Below are 18,492 nucleotides of genomic sequence, written 5' to 3' on the forward strand. Positions count from 1 at the left end.
CGTCGTGGATGTTGAGAAAGTGATGTTTCAGTGCCTATTGCCGCGCTCCGCTCGGCGGTTCGGGGCGCCCCTTTTGGCGGCGTTCTTCCGCCCTCACCCGCGAGGGATCGTTCCTCACACTCGCGCGTGAGGACTCCAGAACACCGCCGCGCCCCGAACTGTGCCTATTGCCGCGCCCCCGGAGCGGCGGTTCGGGGCGCCCCTTTGGGCGGCGTCCGGGAGGATGCGCAGTGGGCGGGCTCGGGCGAGGCAGAGTCACGTCCCCGGGGGCCGGTGGCGGCGTGCGCGAGCCGGGTGGACAGGCGCGTGACCCGCAGGCAGGCGACCACGAGCAGGAGGGCGAGCAGGACGAGCGCGCCCGCGGCGCCGGGGCCGGGCTGGTGCGAGGCCTGGCCGGGGAGGTTCAGCGAGGTCTCGGCGGCCGTGAGGGCCAGGGTCTTGGCGTCGCTGACGGACGTCTTCCCGGCGGCCTCGCCCCGCATCGCGATCTTCACCTTGTCGGGGTAGCCGTAGCCGACGACGTAGCTCTGGTCGCGGGTCTTCTCCCTGACGTGCCCGCCGTCGACGTTGCCCTCGATCGTGTGGATGGTGCCGTCGTCGTCGGCCGAGATCACCATGCCGACGTGGTCGATGCCGTCCACGGTGCCCGAGCCGCTCCAGTCGTAGAACACGACCGCGCCGGGTTCGGGGTGGTGCCCCCAGGCGTTGTGGTCGACGAACCACCGGGCGTGGTTCGGGGTGAAGGCGAACTGGCCGAACCACTTCTCGTAGCCGAGCTTGTGCGCCGCCCACGACAGGAGCATGTCGCACCAGGGCTGGGCCGAGTAGTCCGAGTCGAACTCGACCGTCTTGCCGTACCAGTCTCCGTATTTCGTGTACCCGCCTCCCTGCTCGCCGTAGCCGAGCTGGGACTTCAGCAGGTCGATCATGTTCTGCAGTTCAGACGACATGGAAGCGAGGGACCTTCCGCTTGTTCCCGTGGCGCTGGGGCACGCCAGGTCTTCGGTGAGGCAGGACCTTAGTCAGGAAAAGCGCAGGTCAAAAGCGTGCCAAGGAGGGCTGATCCGCCCCCCTGGCGGCGGACGCCGGGTGCGGGATCGCCTGCGGGGCCGGGGTTTCCGGTCCCCGTGAGGCCCTCGGCGGGGCATTCCTCGAATCGGAATCCTTTACCCAAAGATGACTAAAACGGTCAGGTTGGAAGATCGTTCGGTCCGGCGGCCTGGAATCGGCGGCATGGTGCCCGATCTTGCGCAGCCCCAGGAGTCCGGCGACGAGACCCGGCTCGCCGCGCTCGCCGTCCTCGCCCAGCAGGTCCGCGACCTGGTGGACGCGGTCGTCCTGACCGACGTGCCCGAGAAGGAGCTCACGGCGGTGACCGCCGACCTCGTGGCGCTCACCGAGCGGCTGGAGGCGTCCCGCCGCGCCGGCCCAGGGTTCCGCCTGCCCCGCGTCAGGACCGGGGGCTCGGCGTGGGCGAGGCAGGGGAGGCGTGCGCCGGCATGTGCAACTGCTGCACCAGCCAGGGCAGCGCCTGCGGCACCTCGCGGCTCCAGGTGTTGAAGTTGTGGCCCCCGCTCGGCAGGATCAGCGAGGACGCCTGCATCGGGGGCTTCACGGCCTGCAGGAACGCCAGCGTGGACTGGTAGTTCGACTCGCCCTGCCTGCTGCTGGTCACCAGCACCGAGATCGGCGGGTGGGGCAGGTGCGCCAGTCGCCACATCATGTCGTTCTCGTTCCGGAGTTTGCGGCTGCCGCCGAACAGGTCGCCGGTCGTGGCGTCGATCGGCGGCTTGAGGTAGCCGGACAGGGAGACCGCGGCGGAGTACGCCTCCGGGTGCCGCATGGCCACCTTCAGCGCGCAGTAACCGCCGGTGGAGGCGCCGAGGATGCCCCAGTTCGCGGCGTCGGTCCCCACCCGGAAGCCGCTCGCCATCGCCTCCCTGAGATCCTTGGTGAAGTACGTCTCGGCCTGCGGGCCGTCCGGAACGTCCACGCACTCGGTGTCGCGGGGCGGCGCCACGGTCGGGCGCATCAGGACCATGATCGCGGGCATCATCTCGCGCCGGTCGATGGCCTTGGCGGCGACGATCGGCATGTTCATGCGGGTCACCAGGTTGCGCGCGTCGCCCGGGTAGCCGGTCAGCGCGACGATCACCGGGAAGCGGGTGTCGGCGTAGCGCTCCTCGAAGTACTGCGGCGGCAGGTAGACGTACGCCGGGGAGCTCAGCCGCGAGGTGGCCCCCGAGATGACGACCTGCTGGAGCCTGCCCCCGGCGTCGCCGTTCCTGCCGGAGATCAGCGGGACGCGGGTGGTGGAGATGACCTGGACGCCGCTGGTGACCTCCGCGGGGGGCGGGACGCCCGCGCCCTGGTCGGCGACGATGGGCGCCGACTGCGGGGTGTCGGTGCCCAGCAAATCCGCCCAACTGCCGTAAAAGCCGAAGTAGTTGTTAAGGGCGAGCCCGAGCGTGGCCAGGGTGAGGATCTGGTTCAGGAGGAGCACCCCCACCCGTCCGAGAATGGATGGAATCGTGCGCGCGCTCAGCTGCGGCCATATCCACCACACCGTCGTGACGAGCCCCGCTACGGCCAGCGAGGCCACCAGAAGCTCCAGCTTTATTGCGGTGAGTCCCAATGTTGCTTCCCCCGGTCTTGGTCTCACTCCATGGCGTCTTTTATGGTAGTGCCAGTAAAAGCGACTCAAGCGATAGAGGGCCAGGGTAACGATGTATCACTTCTCGGACGCCCGAATCACGGATCGCACCCTCTAGTGTGTCCTGTTGTGAAGGACCGGTCACGCCTTTCGCGTTTCGCGGCATCGCGTTCCTGGGTGCCCGCCGCGGCGGGGTACGCCGCGCTCGTCATCGGCATAATCGACATCATTCGCGGAGTGTTCCCGCATTTCCGGCGAAGCCGGGTGAGCGTGATCGCCGGCCTGCTGCCGGGCACGGTCACCACGCTGGCCGCCGCCGCGTCGCTGCTGGTCGGCGTCCTGCTCGTGATGCTGGCCCACGCGCTGCGCCGCCGCAAGGTGCGGGCGTGGCGCGCGGTGATCGTCCTGCTCCCGCTGGGCGCCGTGGTCGAGGCCCTGCGCTGGAGGCACCCCGCCCACGCGGTCGTCGGCCTGCTGCTGTTCGCCGTGCTCCTGGTCAACCGGCGTGAGTTCCACGCCCTGTCCGACCCGCGGTCGCGCTGGCGGGCCCTGTGGATCTTCCTGGCCCTCGCCGCCCTCGACCTCGGCATCGGCTGGATGATCGTCAGCGTGCACCCGGCGACGATCGTCGGTGACCCGTCCCCGGGCGAGCGCCTCCAGCACGTCCTGCTCGGCCTGTTCGGCATGGAGGGCCCGGTTCAGTACTCCCTCGACCGTACCGCCGACCTGGTGTACTTCTCGCTGGCCGGGCTCGGCGCGCTCACCGCGATCACCACGCTCTACCTCGCCCTGCGCCCCGAGCGGCCGGTGGCCGCGCTGAGCGCCGAGGACGAGCACCGCGTCCGCGCCCTGCTCGACCGGCACGGCGCCAAGGACTCGCTCGGCTACTTCGCGCTGCGGCGCGACAAGAGCGCCATCTTCTCGCCGTCCGGCAAGGCCGTGATCGCCTACCGCGTGGTCGCCGGGGTGGCCCTGGCCAGCGGCGATCCGATCGGCGACGTCGAGGCGTGGCCGGGCGCCATCAAGCGGTTCATGGAGGAGGTCAGGCGGCACGCCTGGGTGCCCGCGGTGATCGGCTGCAGCGAGACCGGCGGCGAGGTCTGGGCGCGCGAGGCGGGGCTGTGCGCGCTGGAGATCGGCGACGAGGCCGTCGTCGATGTCGGCGGCTTCACGCTGGAGGGCCGGGCCATGCGCAACGTCCGCCAGATGGTCAACCGCACCGAGCGGGCGGGCTACAAGTGCGTGGTACGGCGCGTCCGCGACCTGGGCGAGGACGAGAAGGAGCAGATCCGCGCCGCCGCCGGCTTCTGGCGCGGCGCCGAGACCGAACGCGGCTTCTCGATGGCGCTCGGCCGCTTCGGCGACCCGTCCGACGGCGACTGCGTCGTGGTCACGGCGCACAAGTCCGGCGAGGACGGCCGTGGCCTGCCCGGCGGCGACATCCGCGCGGTCCTGCACTTCGTCCCCTGGGGGGCGGGCGGCATCTCGCTGGACCTCATGCGCCGCGACCGCGACGCCGACCCGGGACTGAACGAGTTGCTGATCGTCAAGACGTTGCAGGCGGCGCCGCTGCTCGGCGTCACCCGGGTCTCGCTGAACTTCGCCATGTTCCGCTCGGCGCTGGCGCGCGGGGAGCGGCTCGGGGCGGGGCCGGTGCTGCGGGCCTGGCGCGGCGTCCTGGTGTTCCTGTCGCGCTGGTTCCAGATCGAGTCGCTGTACAAGTTCAACGCCAAGTTCAGGCCCTTCTGGGAGCCGCGGTTCCTGCTGTACCCGACGGCGCGCGACCTGCCGCGCATCGGCATCTCGGCGTTGCAGGCCGAGGCGTTCCTGGCCGCCGGCGTGCCGAAGCCGTCCTGGCCGAGGCGGCGGCGCAGGCCAGGCTCCACGCCCTCGGGCACCGCACCGCCGCCGGGCCCGGTTCCGATCTCCCCGTGAGCCTTCCGATGGCTTATGCCCCGCTTAGTACGTGCGGCCTACTATCTCACTGCTAATCGCGGGAGAACGAGCGCGTTCGTCCGCTGATCCCTCCGTACGGAGGCTTTTCTGGGCGCTCGTCGGGTATGGGTGTCGCATGTCCGGATGGGCGTGAAAAACGGGCTGAGTGTGATTTATCGCACTCGATAGTGGTCGCCCAGCGTGACCGCGTGGAATCTTTCGGCTCGGCTCGCAAGTCAGGCCAACGCCGGTCATCGGCGCGCCCCTTTTCCCGCCGTTCCCGTAACGCCCCGCAATTACCCCATTCTGGTGATCTTGCCCTACGATGAACGTCACATTAAATCCATGCAAGTCGCCCAAGACGCGGCCGCCTTCGCCGCCGGAGAAGGCGGCCGCTCGCGTTTTCCGAGGAGCCGACGATGAGGCACGTCCGGATCGCCGGGTTCGCGGGGCTGGGGACGATCGGCGGGGCCGTGGCCGTCATGGCGGCGATCGCGCTGCTCGGTCCCTCGGCGGCGGTGCCCGATCTCGGCGGCGGCGCCCCGCCGTGGTCCTTCCACGCCGCGCCCGGCGGCGGGACGGTCATCGTGCTCGGCTGGCTCGCGGTCATCATGGGCGCGGCCGGTGTCGGCGCCGCCCTGTACGCGCTGCGCCGGGGGTGGCGCCCGCCGATCGGCGTGCTGCTCGGCGGCGTGGTCGCCGCCGTCGCCCTCCTCGCCGTCGTGCCGCCCGCCGGGTCCACCGACGTACTGAACTACGCGATCTACGGACGGATCGCCGCCCTCGGCCACGACCCCTACGTAACCACACCCGCCTGGCTGCACGAGATCGGCGACCCGGTCGGCCGGATGGCCCCCCTGGCCTGGCGCGACACCCCGTCGGTGTACGGGCCGCTCGCCACCTGGGCGCAGTTCGCCTGCGCCCGGCTGGGCGGCGCGTCCATGGCGGGCATCGTGTTCACGCTCAAGCTGGCCACCGCGCTGGCGTTCCTGCTGTCGGCGCTCGTCCTGGACCGGCTGGCCCGGGCGGACCGCGAGCGGCGGATCCGCGTCCATCTGCTGTGGAGCCTCAACCCGCTGATGCTCTGGCACGTCGTCCTCGGCGGCCACGTCGACGGGCTCGGCGTCGCGCTCCTGCTCGCCGCGCTGCTCGCGCTGCGGCGGGGAGGTGTGGCGGCGGGCCTGCTCGCGGGCGCGCTGCTCGGCGCGGCGGCCGCGGTCAAGGCGCCGTTCATCCTCGCGGGCGCCGGCCTGGCGTGGGCGGCGCGCCGGTCGTGGGCCACCCTGACGGCCCTGGTCATGGGCGTGTCCGCGGCGCTGGTCGGCGCGTACGCCACGCAGGGGCCCGAGGCGATCGACAACCTGGCGGGCAAGCTCGGGGCCCGGTCCATGGCCGACCCCTGGCGGCTGGTCATCGGGTTCCTGGCCCCCGGGACGACGGGTCCGGGGGCGCCGGACTCCCCGCTGGAGGGACGCCTGGCGCTCGGCGCGGCCCTGCTGATCGCCCTGCTGTTGTTCTGGCGGCTCCCCGAGGGGCCGGCGGATGTCGCCTCCGCGCGCCCCGCGCTGGCGTTGTGCCTGGGCTGGCTGCTGACCTCCCCCGTGCAGCACCCGTGGTACGACGCCATGCTCTTCCCGCTGCTGGCGCTGATGCCGGCCGGCCGCCTCGACGGGCCGGTACTGGCCCGCGGGGTGGTCACGAGCCTGATCTACCTGCCCGGCGCCGTGGGGTTGTCGCGGATCCCGGGCCCGCAGGCCCAGTGGATCGCCGAGGTCTACCGGCCCTGGGCGGCACCGCTGGCCGAGGACCTTCTCATCGTCGCCGTGGTCGCGCTGGGACTGGCCGGCGCGCTGCGGGCCCGCCCGCTCAGGCGATGAGCCGGGCGGTGTACAGGCGCTCGTCCAGCGCGGCCACGCTGCGGGTGCGGCTCCACGGGCTGAGCTTCTCCCGGGTCTCCACGACCGACCGCGCCAGCCGGGGTGAGGTGTTGCGCTCGGCCAGCCGCGCGGCCTCCCCGAGTTCCTCGCACGCCTGCTCGATGTCGCGCAGGTCGAGGTGGGCCTGCGCGGTCTTCAGGCGGATGTAGGCGACGTTGCGGACGAAGGTCGGGTCGATGCCCGCCGTCGCGTCCGCCGCGACCTCCAGGGCCCGCGCCGGGTCGCCGGTGTCCAGCAGGCAGCCGGTCTTGGTCGACAGGTACTGCCCCTGGCCGTAGAACGGGACGAGCCGTGCGCCCGGGTCGCCCTCGTCGGCTCCGTGCAGCTCGCGTTCGGCCTGGTCGACCGACCGGAAGCAGCGGGAGTGGTCCTTGCGGCGCTCGGTCTTGGGCGACCGCCTGACCACCGCGGCGTACGCGCGGGCGCCGACGTCGCAGGCGTAGGCGGTCAGCATCTTGCTGCCCGCGCGGCGTCCCCAGGCCAGCGCCCCGAGCGCGTGCTCGACGCCGAGGCGCGGGTCGCCCCGCCAGGTGGCGAGCTGGCTCCAGTTGGCCAGCACCATGCCGCACATCGCGTCGTCGTCGGCCTGGTGTGCCGCGTCGCGCGCCTGCGCGTAGTAGTAGTCGGCTGCCCGGAAGTCGTTGAGGTTGAACAGCATCCAGCCGGTGCAGCGCCGGATGTCGGCCAGCAGCGACAGCACCCGGCCGCGCATGTGTGCCGACATCCCGGCCGACAGCAGCGAGAGGACCAGGTTCTGCTGGGCCAGGACGGTCGCCACGGTGGCCTGCGGGCCGAGCACGTCCTCCTGGCGCATGCAGTGGCGCAGGACCGCCTCGATGTGGCCGATCGTCGTCTCGTCCACCCGGCTCGGATCGGTGATCGCCATCCTGAGGCGCTGCGACTCCTCGGCGTCGAGCCGGTCCAGGAGCGGCGAGGCGTAGGCGGAGGTGGCGGCCGCCCCGATCAGGGCGAGAACGTCACGTCGATTCATCTGCGTTGCCCAATCCGTGAAGGCGTGGACGAGCTGCTCGAACTCCCGGTCACGCTGGTCGCCCGGTGAGGCCGGCCCGGGGAGTGGTTTAGTCGGCAGGATGTCCTTTATGTCACTGAAAGTGAGGGTAAGGGTGCCCGGCGTGGTCGGGATATCCCGCCTGCGGGGCACATTCGCGTTCTGGTCGGAGCCGGTGTGGTCCTCGCCGTCGACGAGGTCGCACGCCCGGCACCCGTAGATGCGGGCCAGCCGGTTGAGCCCGGCCACCGGGGGTTCGTTGCCGGTGAGACCGGGCCACGCCTCCCACGAGCCGAGCTTGCGCACGCTGAACGGCTCGGAGGGCCACAGTTCCTTCCACTGCTCGACCACGCGCTCCTGGGTGAGGCGGTGAGCCTCGCGGAACGCCTGCCGGGCGTTGAGCCGGTAGCGCCGCCGGTACTCCTCCGCGACCTCGACCCAGGTCGAGCCCCGTTCGCGAAGTTCGGTGGTGAGGCGGTCCATCTCCTCTTTGAGACTGCGTGGCTTACGTGGCATCGCGTACCCTCCGACCCCCGTGGATGCGTATCGCCGACACCGAGAGTAGCCAAAGGCTTGATTCCGCTACGCAGGGTTGTCAGGAATCGGCGACCCGGCCGCCGGTTTCTGCCACCGGAAGCCGCGCTCCCGCCGGATCAGGGGTTCCCGGCTACAGACGCACCCCGTCTGACCGCCTGTTGACGCCCCCGCCGCTCACCGGAAGGTAAAGGTCTGTCCCCGTCGCCCGGCTCCGCCTGGATCCGTGCGCGGGGCCCGTCACGAAGCCGATGTACCGCGACGCGCGAAAGGACAGGGACATTCGTGATGACCGGCATCCCGACCTGCCCCCGCGAGGCCCGCTGGGAACTGCCCGCAGACCCGAGCGTCACGGCGAAGTGCCGCGCGCTGGTCCGCGAGACGCTCGAGGAGTGGGACCTGCGCGACCTGACCGACGACATGGTGGTCGTCGTCACCGAGTTACTGGGGAACGCGCTGATCCACGGCGCGCCGCCGATCCACCTGACGCTGCGGCTCGTCTCCGGCACCCTCGCCGGCTCGGTCGCCGACCACGGACCCGGACGGCCGAGGCTGCTCGCCGCCGGAGCGGAGCTCGAACACGGGCGCGGCCTGCGCATCGTGGCCGCGCTCACCGACCGCTGGGGGGTCGAGGCCCTGCCCGGGGGAGTGGGCAAGGCCATCTGGTTCGCCCGCGCAGAGCCGCTGCGGGAACCGGGACTGCCACCGCCCGCCGAGGCCGACGCGCCGCCCGGCCCAGGGCGTCAGAGGGACGAGTACAGCACGAAGACGTTGCCGGACGGGTCGCGCAGCACGGCCCTGACCTCGTGCGGTCCGGTCTCGGGGCCGCTGACGAGCTCGGCCCCGGCCGTCGTCAGGTCCTCCACGGCCGCCGCGACGTCGCCGACCTTGTAGGACGGCGCCGTGACCGCGCCCGCGACCTGCTCGGCCGAGGCGGCCAGCGCGACGGTCACCCCGCCGCCGTCCAGCGCGGCGAAGCGGTCGCCGTCCCGGAACTTCACCGTCAGGCCCAGCGTCTCCGAGTAGAAGGCGACCGCCTTGTCCAGATCGCTGACGGGGATCAGAACGTTGCCGACCTTCTGGGCATGCGCGCTCACGCTGGCCTCCACTGGGGGTAGCTCCTCTGCCTCGAAGCTACCGGACAGGACGGCTCGGACGGCACCCCGCTAGGGGCTCTCCGGGGATCCCCGGACAGGCGCGCCCTCGCCGCGACGGGAAGGCGCGCCTCGCGCGGCTCACCGGATGACGGGCGGCCTCGGGGTGTCCTCCGGCTTGGGGCTCTCCGGCTGCGGGTCCTTCGGCTGGTCGGTGGTCGGGTCGGAGGGCTCGGGCGTCGGCTCGGCGCACGGCGCGCCCCGTCCCGACCAGCGGGCGGAGTCGCTCGCCGTGCCGAGGTCGGAGCCGACGCTCACGGTGACCCGCCGCACGTCGCTGTAGCCGCACTCCGGGGTGCCGAAGCGGACCGTGAACGTCCGCTCGTACACCGTGTCGCCGGACAGCCGCGCCTGACGGCTGGAGGTGCGGGTCACCGTGCGTTCGCCCACGTCCAGCGTCTGGGTGAACTGGGCCGACAGGCTGACCGGGTCGGGCGTCGCGTTCCTCACCCTCACCGTCAGCGTGCCGCCGTCGAAGGACGTGATCGCGACCGACGGCGGGGCGCACTTGGGCCCGGCGACCCGGACCTCCTTGGTCTGCGCGCCGTTCGCGGCGGCCGGCTGCGTCGTCACCCGCACGCCGAAGTAGGCGGTCGTGCCGCAGGAGACCTCGCCGAGGTCACCCGCCAGCGAGAGGCCGTAGGACGTGTCGCCGGACAGCGTGCGGCTCGCCTGGTCCACGACCTGCGCCGAGCCGTCGCCCTCCCTGCGCGTGAACTCCGCCGCGAGGCGCACGGCCCCGGGCCCGTTCGCGCGCACGGAGACCCGCGCGGTGCGGCCGTTCCACTCGACGGCGAGGTTGTCGACGGTCGGCGGCGGGCACGGCTCGCCCTTCACCGAGACGACCTTGCTCGCCGTCCCGTCCTTCGCCTTGGGCGTGGTCGACACGCTGACCTGGCGGTAGACGGTGACGCCGCAGGCCGGCGGCGCGAACCCGGCGTCGATCGGCCGCGTGTAGGACGTCGCGCCGGCGAGCGTGAGCGTACGCGTCCCGGCCGGGGTCAGGTCGGAGGCCGACGGGCCCTCGGCGAAGCGCGCGGTCAGGGTGACGTTCTGCGGCGTGGACGTCCGTACCCGCACCGAGGCCGTGCGCCCGTCGAAGGAGACGCTCAGGTCGCTCACCGACAGGGGAGTGGGCGTCGGGGTGGGGGTCGGCGTCGGCTTGGGCGTGGGGGTCGGGGACGGCTTGTGGGAGGTGCCGGGCGTCGGGCTGGCCTTCCCCGTGGCCGTCGGCTCGGGAGGACTCGGACGGTCGTCCGGGGTCGAGGGCGGGGTGGCCGGCTCCTGGGAGTCCGGCGACAGCGCGACCGCCGGATCGGACCCGGAGTCGGCGGGCGAGGGCGACGCGGGGTCGGCCGTGCCCTCGCCGACGGCGGCCTTCACCGTCGGCGAGGTCAGGGCGACGTCCCGAATGGTCGTGTTGTTGCGGTTGGCGGCGAGCACGGCGATCACCACGCCGACGGCGAGGATGCCGGTGCCGACCAGCACGCGGGGGAGGTGGCGCAGCCGCGCGCGCCGCGGCCGGCGCAGCACCGACTCGGCCAGGCTGGAGCCCGCCTGCGCGGGCGGCTCGGCGAGGGGGAACAGCAGCGCGAGCAGCGCCGCCAGCTCGGCCAGGTGGCGGCGGCCGCGCTGCTCCCACTCGGGCCCGTACGCGGCGACGGCGGCGGCCTCCAGCTCGCCGATGAACGCCTGAGCGGTCGCGGGACGGTCGGCGGGGTTCTTGGCCATGCCGCGGGCCACCAGCGACCGGACCGAACCCGGCACGGCGTCCGCGGGGATCGGAGCCGTCTGGTGCTGGTGCCGCAGGGCCGCCACGTTCTCGGCGCGGTAGGGACGGCGGCCGGTCAGGCACTCGAAGAACACGCAGGTCGCGGCGTAGACGTCGGTCGCGGGGCTCGCCGGCGCGCCGTTCCACTGCTCGGGCGCCATGTAGGACGGGGTACCAGACGGGCTGCCCGGCTGCCCGGCCGGCGTGGCGATGCCGAAGTCGGCCAGCCTGCTGAAGCCGTCGGCCTGGACCAGGACGTTCTCGGGCTTGTAGTCGCGGTGCACGATGCCGTGCGCGTGTGTGGCCGAAAGCCCGGCCAGCGAGCCCTTGAGCACGACCAGCGCGGCCTCGGGGCTCGTGGACCCGTGCTCGTGGAGGATCCTGCGCAGGGCCACCCCGTCGACCAGCTCCATGACGATGGCCGCCCCGAGCGGGCTCTCGACGTACTCGTAGAAGCGCACGATGTTCGGGTCGTCGATCTCGACCATCGTGCGGGCCTCTTCGCGGAACGCGGCCAGGAAGCGCGGGTCGCCCCTGAGCTCGTCGCTCAGATATTTGATCGCCACGTGGGCGCCGGTCTGGTTGTAGGTGGCCAGCACGACCCGGCCGCTCCCGCCGGAGCCGAGGGTGCGTTCTTCCCTGTATCCCGGAACGGACCAGGCATCCATCGTTGTCCCCTCAGAGGTGAAGATGCTCCCGTCTCCCCAGACGAAGGTCTCACCCGATACGCGAAATGTCACGGGATTGGTAGATCATCACGGTGACGATTTGATTACGCCAGGTAGGGGCGCCCCGAACAGTGCCTATTGCCGCGCCTCCGGCACGGCGGTCCGGGGCGAACGGGTCAGTCCAGGCAGTCGTACGCGGCGGAGGCGAGGCGGTAGGCGCGTAGGACGCCTGGGCCGGCGGTCGTCATCCTGTTCATCGTGTACGCCATGGCGAGGCCGTGGCGGGGGTCGCCGAGGCCCAGGGACCCGCCGAGCCCGGTGTGGCCGAACGCCGTGTCGGCGCCCCGGCGCGGGGTGAGGAAGTTCGTCGACGGGCGCATGTAGCCGAGCCCGAACGAACTGTCGATGATCATCACGCGGTCGGGCCCGTTCACGCGTCGGCGTACCGCGTCCCGCAGGGTGTCGTGCTTGAGGATCTCGCCCGCGATCAGGTCGCGGTAGAACGCGGCCAGGCCGCGGGCCGTGGTGACCAGCCCCATCGCCGGCCATCCGGTCCGAAGGATCACCGGGTGGTTGCCCCCGCCCTTCAGCTTGTTCGGGTTGGGGTTGCCGAGCGCGCGGTTCATCAGGCTCGTCTTGTCCAGCGCCGCCCTGGCCAGCCGCTCCAGCGGGGTTCCCTCCCCCTGCGGCGGGGGCGTGGTCGTCCCGCCCTTGGAGCCGAGCCGCTCGCCCGCCGACATGCGGGCGGCACGCGCGGCGACGGCGTCCGGGGCGCCGAGCCACAGGTCGAGCCCGCGCGGGCCGGAGATCTCGTCGGTGACGAACTCCCCGGTGCTCCTGCCCGTGACCCGGCGGACGACCTCCCCGGCCAGGAAGCCGTAGGTGAGCGCGTGGTAGCCGTGCGCGGTGCCCGGCGTCCAGATCGGGGCCTGAGCGGCGAGGCGGGCGGCGATGGCGGGGTGGTCCTCGAACTCCTCGATCGGGACCTCCTCGTCGAGGGCGGGGAGCCCGGACTGGTGGCTGAGCACATGCTCGACCGTGACGTCCCGCTTGCCGTGGGCCGCGAACTCCGGCCACACCTCGGCGACGGGCGCGGCGACGTCGACCAGCCCGCGTTCGGCGAGCATGAGCAGCGCGGTGGCGGTGACGGCCTTGGTGCACGAGTAGGTGAGCACTGGGGTGTCACGCTCCCAGGCGCGCCCGGTGTGGCGGTCGGCCACGCCGCCCCACAGGTCGACGACCGGCTCGCCGCCGAGGTACACGGCGAACGCCGCGCCGAGTTCCTCGCCCCGGGCGAAGCTCGCGTCGAACACCTCGCGCACCCGGGCGAACCGGGGATCGCAGTGACCCTGAGCCGTCATGCGCGTCCTCTCCTCGGGGAAGCCCTGCCGCTCGCCGAGCCTAACAACCGGCCGCGAGGCCGCCCAGACGATCAGTTGCGCACTTGGCCCGGCCCGGCGGACACGGCGGCGACACTCGGCCGGTCGGCGGACGTGGCGGCGGCACTTCGTGGTCGTGGCGGCGGTGCTCGGCCGGTCAGCGGACGCGGCGGCGACCGACGACGAGCAGGACCTCGCGCAGCGCGTCGGCCGCCCGCCGCACGACGTCCTCGGGGACCGCGGCCATGACGTCGGAGTGGGCCCGGCTGGACGCCGCGAGGGCGGTGGCGGTCACCTGCCGTCCCTCGTCGGTGAGCCGCACCCACCGGCTGCGGCCGTCCTCGGCGTCGGCCTCCCGCTCGACGTAGCCCGCGCGGGCGAGTCGTTGCAGCACGTTGCTGGTGCCGCCGGAGGTCAGGAACAGGGCGCGGGCGAGTTCGCTGGGCTTGAGCCGGTGGGGCGGGCCCGCGCGGTGCAGCGCGGCGAGCACGTCGAACTCGGCGTAGGTCAGGCCGAGGCCGGCCATTTCGGCGCGCGTGGCCTGCTCCAGCAGCCCGTCGATGCGCGAGACCCGCTTTCCGAGCTCGAGGACGGCCACCAGGGACGAGGGAAGCTCGGCCTCCCAGGCGGGGACCAGGGCGTCGACCTCGTCCCGCGCGTCGTGTCCTTCATGCTGCACCCGAAAAGGGTACCTTCACCCATATTGCTTTCTCAAAAGCTTTTAGCTAAGTTTTCTGCCATGTCTACGTCGCTTTTGATCCGTAATGGGCTTCTCATCGACACAGATCCCACTCCGGTCGTCCGGAGCGGTGACATCCTCGTCGAGGACGGCCTGATCGCCGCCGTGGAACCCTCGCTGCCGGACGTACCCGGCGCGGAGGTGATCGACGCGATGGACCGCATCGTCATGCCCGGATTCGTCGACACCCACCGGCACACCTGGCAGGCGGCGATCCGGTCGGTGGCCCCCGACGTCACCCTCGGCGGCTACCTCGGCCGCGTGCTCGGCGAGCTGGCGCCCCGGTACCGCCCCGAGGACGTCCACATCGGCAACCTGGCCGGGGCGCTGGAGTGCCTGGACTCCGGGATCACGACCGTGTTCGACTGGTCGCACATCCAGCTCAGCCCGGCGCACACCGACGCCGTGGCCGACGCCCTGAAGCGGTCCGGCATCCGCGCGGTGCTCGGCTACTGCTATGGCGGCGACGGCGGGCCCGCCGGGCTCGCCGCCGAGGGCCGCCGCGTCCACAGGGAGTACGCGGACGGTGCCGGCGGCCTGCTGACGATGGCCGTCGCCGCGCTCGGCCCCGAGATCGTCAGCGAGGAGCTGGCCCTGCACGAGTGGCGGCTCGCTCGCGACCTCGACCTGCCGCTGTCGGCGCACATGGGCGCGCACGACGCCGAGAGCGCCGAGCGGGGCCTCGACTTCCTCGTCAGGAACGACCTGCTCGGCCCGCGCACGATGTACGTCCACCCGAACTTCTACACCGACGACGCGCTCAGGCGGATCGCGGACAGCGGCGGCTTGGCCTCGGTGACGCCGTTCGTGGAGGCCGAGCTCGGCATCGGCTATCCCGCGACCGGCCGCGCCCGCGCCGCGGGACTGCCGACCGGGCTCGGCGCGGACACCGTGGCCAGTGGCCCGGGCGACATGTTCGGCATCATGCGCGCGGCGTACACGCTGGAACGCGCGCGGCCCGCTGGGGCGGGCATGGGCTTCACCTGCGCGGACGTGCTGCGCATGGCCACGATCGAGGGCGCGCGGGTGGCCGGTCTCGGGGACGTCACCGGGTCGCTCGCCGTCGGCAAGCAGGCCGACCTGATCCTGCTGCGCATGGACACGCTGGGGCTGGCCCCCGCGCACGATCCCGTCGCCTCGGTGGTGATGTCGGCGGAGCGCGGCTCGGTCGACACCGTCCTGGTGGGCGGGCGCGTGGTGAAGAGGGACGGCGTGCTGTGCGGCCATGACCTGCCCGCGCTCATCGCGGCCCTCACCGAGTCCGCCGGGCACATCACCGCCGCGGGGGCGTGAGCGGGGACGGCACGGGCGCGGCGTCGCTCAGGTGCCGAGGATGCGGGCGGACTCCGACTCCTGGGCCAGCCTCCTGAGCACGTCGAACGCCTTCCCGTACAGGACCGTCCCGATCACCAGCGACTCCACTGCGGTCTCGCGCGGGCCGTGGAACGGGATCAGCGCCATGTCGTACTCGGAGACCAGCCGCATCGTCACGTCGGCGTAGTCGCGCAGGTGCTCGTCGGTGGCGGGCATGCCGAGCTGGTCGAGCCGGACGATGATCTCCGCCAGCTCGTCGCGCGTGGGCGCGTCGGACTTCACGTGCCAGCCGAGGCCGGCGATCAGCGCCTCGACGCGTTCGCGCGCCCTGGCGTGCCCGGCGTCGCCGGGGGAGGGCTCCGCGGGGGCGGCGAGGGCGTAGTGCGCGGTGCCCAGCATCGTGTGGACGGGCATGTCCTCGTCCTCGACCGCGGCGATGATCTTGGCGATCGTGGCGACGGGCACGCGGCCGACCTCCAGCAGCGCCCGGATCAGCCTGAGCCTGCGCAGGTGGGCCGCACCGTACTCCGCCCGGGTGGCGGCCGTCTGCTCTCCCTGGGGAAGCAGCCCTTCGCGCAGGTAGTACTTGATCGTGGGGATCGGCACACCCGACGCGGCGCTGAGCTGGGATATCCGCATGAGGCGATCGTACCTCGCCTTGGATACTGTGACTATCCAATGCGGCCGGTGTGTCCGAACGGCTGGGGCGCCCGGCCTGTGTGGCCGGTGCGCGATGTCCCCCGTGTCCCCTGTGTCCCCCGTGCCCCCTGTGTCGTGCGAAGCCCCCTATTACTCCCCGGGGTGCGGCGGTGCCTATGTCCGGGGGACGAGCCCCACGCCCACCAGCGCGCCCGGCCGCGAGGGGTCGACCGACACCTCGAAGTCCGGCCGCCACGCCTGTACGTACGTGAGGCCCGGTTCCACCATGTCCAGGCCGGTGAAGTACTCGGCGATCGTGTCGTGGTCGCGCAGCTTGAGCGTCCCCCTCGTGCGCGTGTAGATCTCCTCGGCCTGCGCCACGGCGTCCGCCGCGACCCTCCCCTTGTACCCGTGCGACAGGACCAGCGCCCCCCCGGGCACCATCGCTCCCCGCAGGTAGGACACGATGCTCGCGGCCTCGTCATCGTCGTCGACGAAGTGCACGATCGCGCAAAGGATCACCGCGAACGGCTTGTCCAGGTCGAGGTGGCCGCGCACGCGCGGGTGCTCCAGGATCGCCTTGGGGTCGCGCAGGTCACCCTCGACCACGATGGTGCGCGAGCTGTCGGCCAGCAGGGCGCGGGCGTGCACGAGCACGATGGGGTCGTTGTCCACGTAGACGACGCGCGCGTCGGGCGCGGCGGCGATGGCGACCTCGTGGACGTTCTCCTGGGTGGGAAGCCCGGTGCCGATGTCGATGAACTGGGTGATTCCGGACTCGGCGAGGAGTCGTACGGCCTTCTTCAGGAAGCCCCGGTTGTCGCGGGCGAAATCCCTGGCGTTCGGGAACAGCTTGATGATCTTTTCCGCGGCTTCGCGGTCCGACGCGAAGTTGTCCTTTCCTCCGAGGTAGTAGTCGTACATGCGGGCCACGCTGGGGGTCCGGGGATCGATCCCGGGTAACGCCTTTTCGCCTTCGGTCATACGCGCCCTCGCCCTCGCCGGGAATCACGCCGTGTGATCAATGCTCTACCGCCGAATATAGACGAAAAACCAGATCATGTTGATCATGTGACGGTTTTTCGTCAAAAACTCACAACACGGTCACAGGCGACGACCACGCAGCGTGGCCAAAAGGTGAACAACAGGGAAACGGGAGGAAAACCGTTGCGACCGTTCGACGGGGCCGCGCATCGGCCGGCTCAGGTCGCCGGGAGGTTCTTCAGCGCCTCCCGCCGGCTCAGGCCGTTCAGCCCCTTGTGCTCGACGTACCGGACGACCTCGCGCGGGTCGGTCTTGGCGTACTCGCGCAGCGCCCAGCCGATCGCCTTGCGGGCGAAGAAGTCGGTGTCGGACAGGCTCGGCTAGATGCAGGCGTATAAGAGGCCGAGGTCGGTGCGCTCCTTGAAGGAGTTCTGGCAGAGGATCGCGGTGCGCCGCTTCCACAGGTCGGCGCCCGCCGCCCACTCCAGCATCAGCGGGCGCATCGTGTCGGGGTACGCGCGCAGCAGCCCGCCGACGCGGTGGGTGGCCAGGTCGTCGACGTAGTCCCACCAGGCCCCGGTGACGATCATCTCCTCGTACATCGGCACGGTGTAGAGCGTCTGGAAGCCCTTGTAGTAGCGGAACGCGCACAGCTCGATCGCGGCGTAGCGCTCCTCGCGGTACTCGGCGTCGCGCCACAGCGCCAGCACCGCCCTGCGCCACTCGGGCGCGGTCTCCAGGCGGTGCTCGGCGAACACGCGCCTCAGCGCGGCCCGCCTCGGCGTGGCCTGCGCGCCGAGGAACGGCATGGCCGACTTCATGTACGCCTGCATGGCGGGTGCCTTGGCCGGGTCGGCGACTTCGGCGAGGGCCAGCCGCACGGCCTTGTGGAGCGGGGTCATGCTTTGTGGCTGGTCCGTTCGCCCGTGGCGAGGCCGTCGAACAGGACGGTGATGAAGTGCTCGGCCAGCGCGTTGGTGTTGAGCCGCCCGCCGGGACGGAACCAGCGCACGGCGACCCAGATCGTGTCGCGGATCATGCGGTAGGTGAGCTTGACGTCGACGTCGGGGCGGATCAGGCCCTCGGACTGGCCGCGCTTGATCTGGGCGATCCACATGCGCTCAGCCTCGTCCTCGGCCTTGATGAGGTAGTCGAAGCGGTCGCCGGGCAGGGAGCGCAGGTAGTTCCAGTCGTTCTGCATGACCGTGATGGCGGCGCGGTGGGGCTCCAGCGTGCCGAAGCCGATGCGCACCATCTCCGACAGGACGGCACGGGCGTCGCCGTCGGTCGCCAGGGCCGCACGGTAGCGCGCGATAAGGTCTCGGAGGAACGTCGACAGGACCTCGTCGACGATCGTCTCCTTGGAGTCGAAGTGGTGATAGAGGCTTCCCGAGAGGATGCCGGCCTCGTCGGCGATCTGGCGCACGGTGGTGGCCTGGAAGCCCTTGCGGGCGAAGAGTTCGGCGGCGATTTTCACCAGGTGGTCGCGGCGGTCGGAGGCGGAGCCCGAAGCGGCCGCCCGGCGTGTGGTGGTGCCCTGGCGCTTGGCCGCGGAGCCGCCACGGGGAACCGCGCCCGTGGGGGTCGCGGCGACCGCGGACGCGCCGCCGGAGTTCTTTCGGGTGTTCACGTCCTCCATTATGGGCCTCCGTGCAATCGCTTGTTCGCCTAACGAGGACGGCGAGTCGGCTGCTCACCGCGCGTTCGCGCGCGCACCAAGCGCTTGCTACGATCACGGCCGCGCCGGGCCGCCGTGAAGCCGGAGCACGGGAAGGA

Annotated in this window: 13 protein-coding genes and 2 pseudogenes; 4 read left to right on the plus strand and 11 right to left on the minus strand. The window is 71.8% G+C overall.

Features of this window, described 5'->3' with window-relative positions; translation table 11 throughout:
• Positions 1–164: 164 nt before the first annotated feature.
• Positions 165–950, minus strand: coding sequence for a CHAP domain-containing protein (locus AB0H21_RS17545; protein WP_358517368.1), 786 nt, complete (start codon positions 948–950; stop codon positions 165–167).
• A 500-nt stretch (positions 951–1,450) separates the two neighbouring features.
• A complete protein-coding gene (locus AB0H21_RS17550; protein ID WP_358517370.1) occupies positions 1,451–2,635 on the minus strand; it encodes an alpha/beta hydrolase-fold protein in 1,185 nt (394 codons plus the stop codon).
• A 195-nt stretch (positions 2,636–2,830) separates the two neighbouring features.
• On the opposite strand from AB0H21_RS17550, the gene AB0H21_RS17555 reads away from it, so the two are divergent.
• Together AB0H21_RS17555 and mptB are read left to right on the plus strand one after the other, a co-directional pair.
• Positions 2,831–4,588 carry a phosphatidylglycerol lysyltransferase domain-containing protein gene (locus AB0H21_RS17555; protein WP_358517372.1) on the plus strand — a complete coding sequence of 586 codons (1,758 nt, stop codon included), beginning with the start codon at positions 2,831–2,833 and terminating at the stop codon, positions 4,586–4,588.
• 419 nt (positions 4,589–5,007) lie between these two features.
• A complete protein-coding gene (gene mptB / locus AB0H21_RS17560) occupies positions 5,008–6,465 on the plus strand; it encodes a polyprenol phosphomannose-dependent alpha 1,6 mannosyltransferase MptB (RefSeq protein ID WP_358517374.1) in 1,458 nt (485 codons plus the stop codon).
• On the opposite strand, the gene AB0H21_RS17565 is transcribed toward mptB, so the two are convergent.
• Positions 6,455–8,050, minus strand: a complete 1,596-nt coding sequence (locus AB0H21_RS17565; RefSeq protein ID WP_358517376.1) for a hypothetical protein — start codon at positions 8,048–8,050, stop codon at positions 6,455–6,457. The genes mptB and AB0H21_RS17565 overlap by 11 nt on opposite strands.
• Positions 8,051–8,356: 306 nt before the next feature.
• On the opposite strand from AB0H21_RS17565, the pseudogene AB0H21_RS17570 reads away from it, so the two are divergent.
• Positions 8,357–8,719: pseudogene (locus AB0H21_RS17570) on the plus strand (ATP-binding protein); the annotation flags it as partial.
• A 92-nt stretch (positions 8,720–8,811) separates the two neighbouring features.
• Here AB0H21_RS17570 and AB0H21_RS17575 read toward each other — a convergent pair.
• The 4 genes from AB0H21_RS17575 to AB0H21_RS17590 all read right to left on the minus strand — a co-directional run bounded on the left by AB0H21_RS17575 (position 8,812) and on the right by AB0H21_RS17590 (position 13,719).
• Positions 8,812–9,165, minus strand: coding sequence for a VOC family protein (locus AB0H21_RS17575; protein ID WP_358517378.1), 354 nt, complete (start codon positions 9,163–9,165; stop codon positions 8,812–8,814).
• A gap of 138 nt (positions 9,166–9,303) precedes the next feature.
• Positions 9,304–11,661, minus strand: coding sequence for a protein kinase (locus tag AB0H21_RS17580; RefSeq protein ID WP_358517380.1), 2,358 nt, complete (start codon positions 11,659–11,661; stop codon positions 9,304–9,306).
• A gap of 176 nt (positions 11,662–11,837) precedes the next feature.
• Entirely contained in the window at positions 11,838–13,022 is a 1,185-nt protein-coding gene (locus tag AB0H21_RS17585; protein ID WP_358517382.1) for a serine hydrolase domain-containing protein, read from the minus strand.
• 175 nt (positions 13,023–13,197) lie between these two features.
• Positions 13,198–13,719 carry a MarR family transcriptional regulator gene (locus tag AB0H21_RS17590; protein WP_358517384.1) on the minus strand — a complete coding sequence of 174 codons (522 nt, stop codon included), beginning with the start codon at positions 13,717–13,719 and terminating at the stop codon, positions 13,198–13,200.
• 60 nt (positions 13,720–13,779) lie between these two features.
• Between AB0H21_RS17590 and AB0H21_RS17595 the strand changes: the two genes are divergently transcribed.
• Positions 13,780–15,072 (plus strand): amidohydrolase family protein, encoded by a 1,293-nt coding sequence (locus tag AB0H21_RS17595; RefSeq protein WP_358517385.1) that lies wholly within the window; start codon positions 13,780–13,782, stop codon positions 15,070–15,072.
• Positions 15,073–15,099: 27 nt separating this feature from the next.
• Here AB0H21_RS17595 and AB0H21_RS17600 read toward each other — a convergent pair whose 3' ends face one another.
• From AB0H21_RS17600 to AB0H21_RS17615, 4 genes and pseudogenes are all read right to left on the minus strand, one after another.
• A complete protein-coding gene (locus AB0H21_RS17600) occupies positions 15,100–15,732 on the minus strand; it encodes a MerR family transcriptional regulator (RefSeq protein ID WP_358517387.1) in 633 nt (210 codons plus the stop codon).
• A 174-nt stretch (positions 15,733–15,906) separates the two neighbouring features.
• A complete protein-coding gene (locus AB0H21_RS17605) occupies positions 15,907–16,716 on the minus strand; it encodes an SAM-dependent methyltransferase (protein WP_358517389.1) in 810 nt (269 codons plus the stop codon).
• Between the two features lie 218 nt (positions 16,717–16,934).
• Positions 16,935–17,618 (minus strand): annotated as a pseudogene (locus AB0H21_RS17610) (DNA alkylation repair protein).
• Complete coding sequence (locus tag AB0H21_RS17615) at positions 17,615–18,346, minus strand: TetR/AcrR family transcriptional regulator (protein WP_358517391.1); 732 nt, start codon at positions 18,344–18,346, stop codon at positions 17,615–17,617. The pseudogene AB0H21_RS17610 and the gene AB0H21_RS17615 overlap by 4 nt, the downstream one beginning before the upstream one ends.
• Between the last annotated feature and the right edge of the window lie 146 nt (positions 18,347–18,492).

This window comes from Sphaerisporangium sp. NPDC051011 (assembly GCF_040653595.1).
GTDB lineage: Bacteria > Actinomycetota > Actinomycetes > Streptosporangiales > Streptosporangiaceae > Sphaerisporangium.

Excerpts from the sequence above, each read along its gene's own strand:
- AB0H21_RS17545 (WP_358517368.1), bottom strand. The coding sequence starts at position 950 with ATGTCGTCTGAACTGCAGAACATGATCGACCTGCTGAAGTCCCAGCTC.
- mptB (WP_358517374.1), top strand. The coding sequence starts at position 5,008 with ATGAGGCACGTCCGGATCGCCGGGTTCGCGGGGCTGGGGACGATCGGC.
- AB0H21_RS17565 (WP_358517376.1), bottom strand. The coding sequence starts at position 8,050 with ATGCCACGTAAGCCACGCAGTCTCAAAGAGGAGATGGACCGCCTCACC.
- AB0H21_RS17580 (WP_358517380.1), bottom strand. The coding sequence starts at position 11,661 with ATGGATGCCTGGTCCGTTCCGGGATACAGGGAAGAACGCACCCTCGGC.
- AB0H21_RS17585 (WP_358517382.1), bottom strand. The coding sequence starts at position 13,022 with ATGACGGCTCAGGGTCACTGCGATCCCCGGTTCGCCCGGGTGCGCGAG.
- AB0H21_RS17595 (WP_358517385.1), top strand. The coding sequence starts at position 13,780 with ATGTCTACGTCGCTTTTGATCCGTAATGGGCTTCTCATCGACACAGAT.
- AB0H21_RS17600 (WP_358517387.1), bottom strand. The coding sequence starts at position 15,732 with ATGCGGATATCCCAGCTCAGCGCCGCGTCGGGTGTGCCGATCCCCACG.
- AB0H21_RS17605 (WP_358517389.1), bottom strand. The coding sequence starts at position 16,716 with ATGACCGAAGGCGAAAAGGCGTTACCCGGGATCGATCCCCGGACCCCC.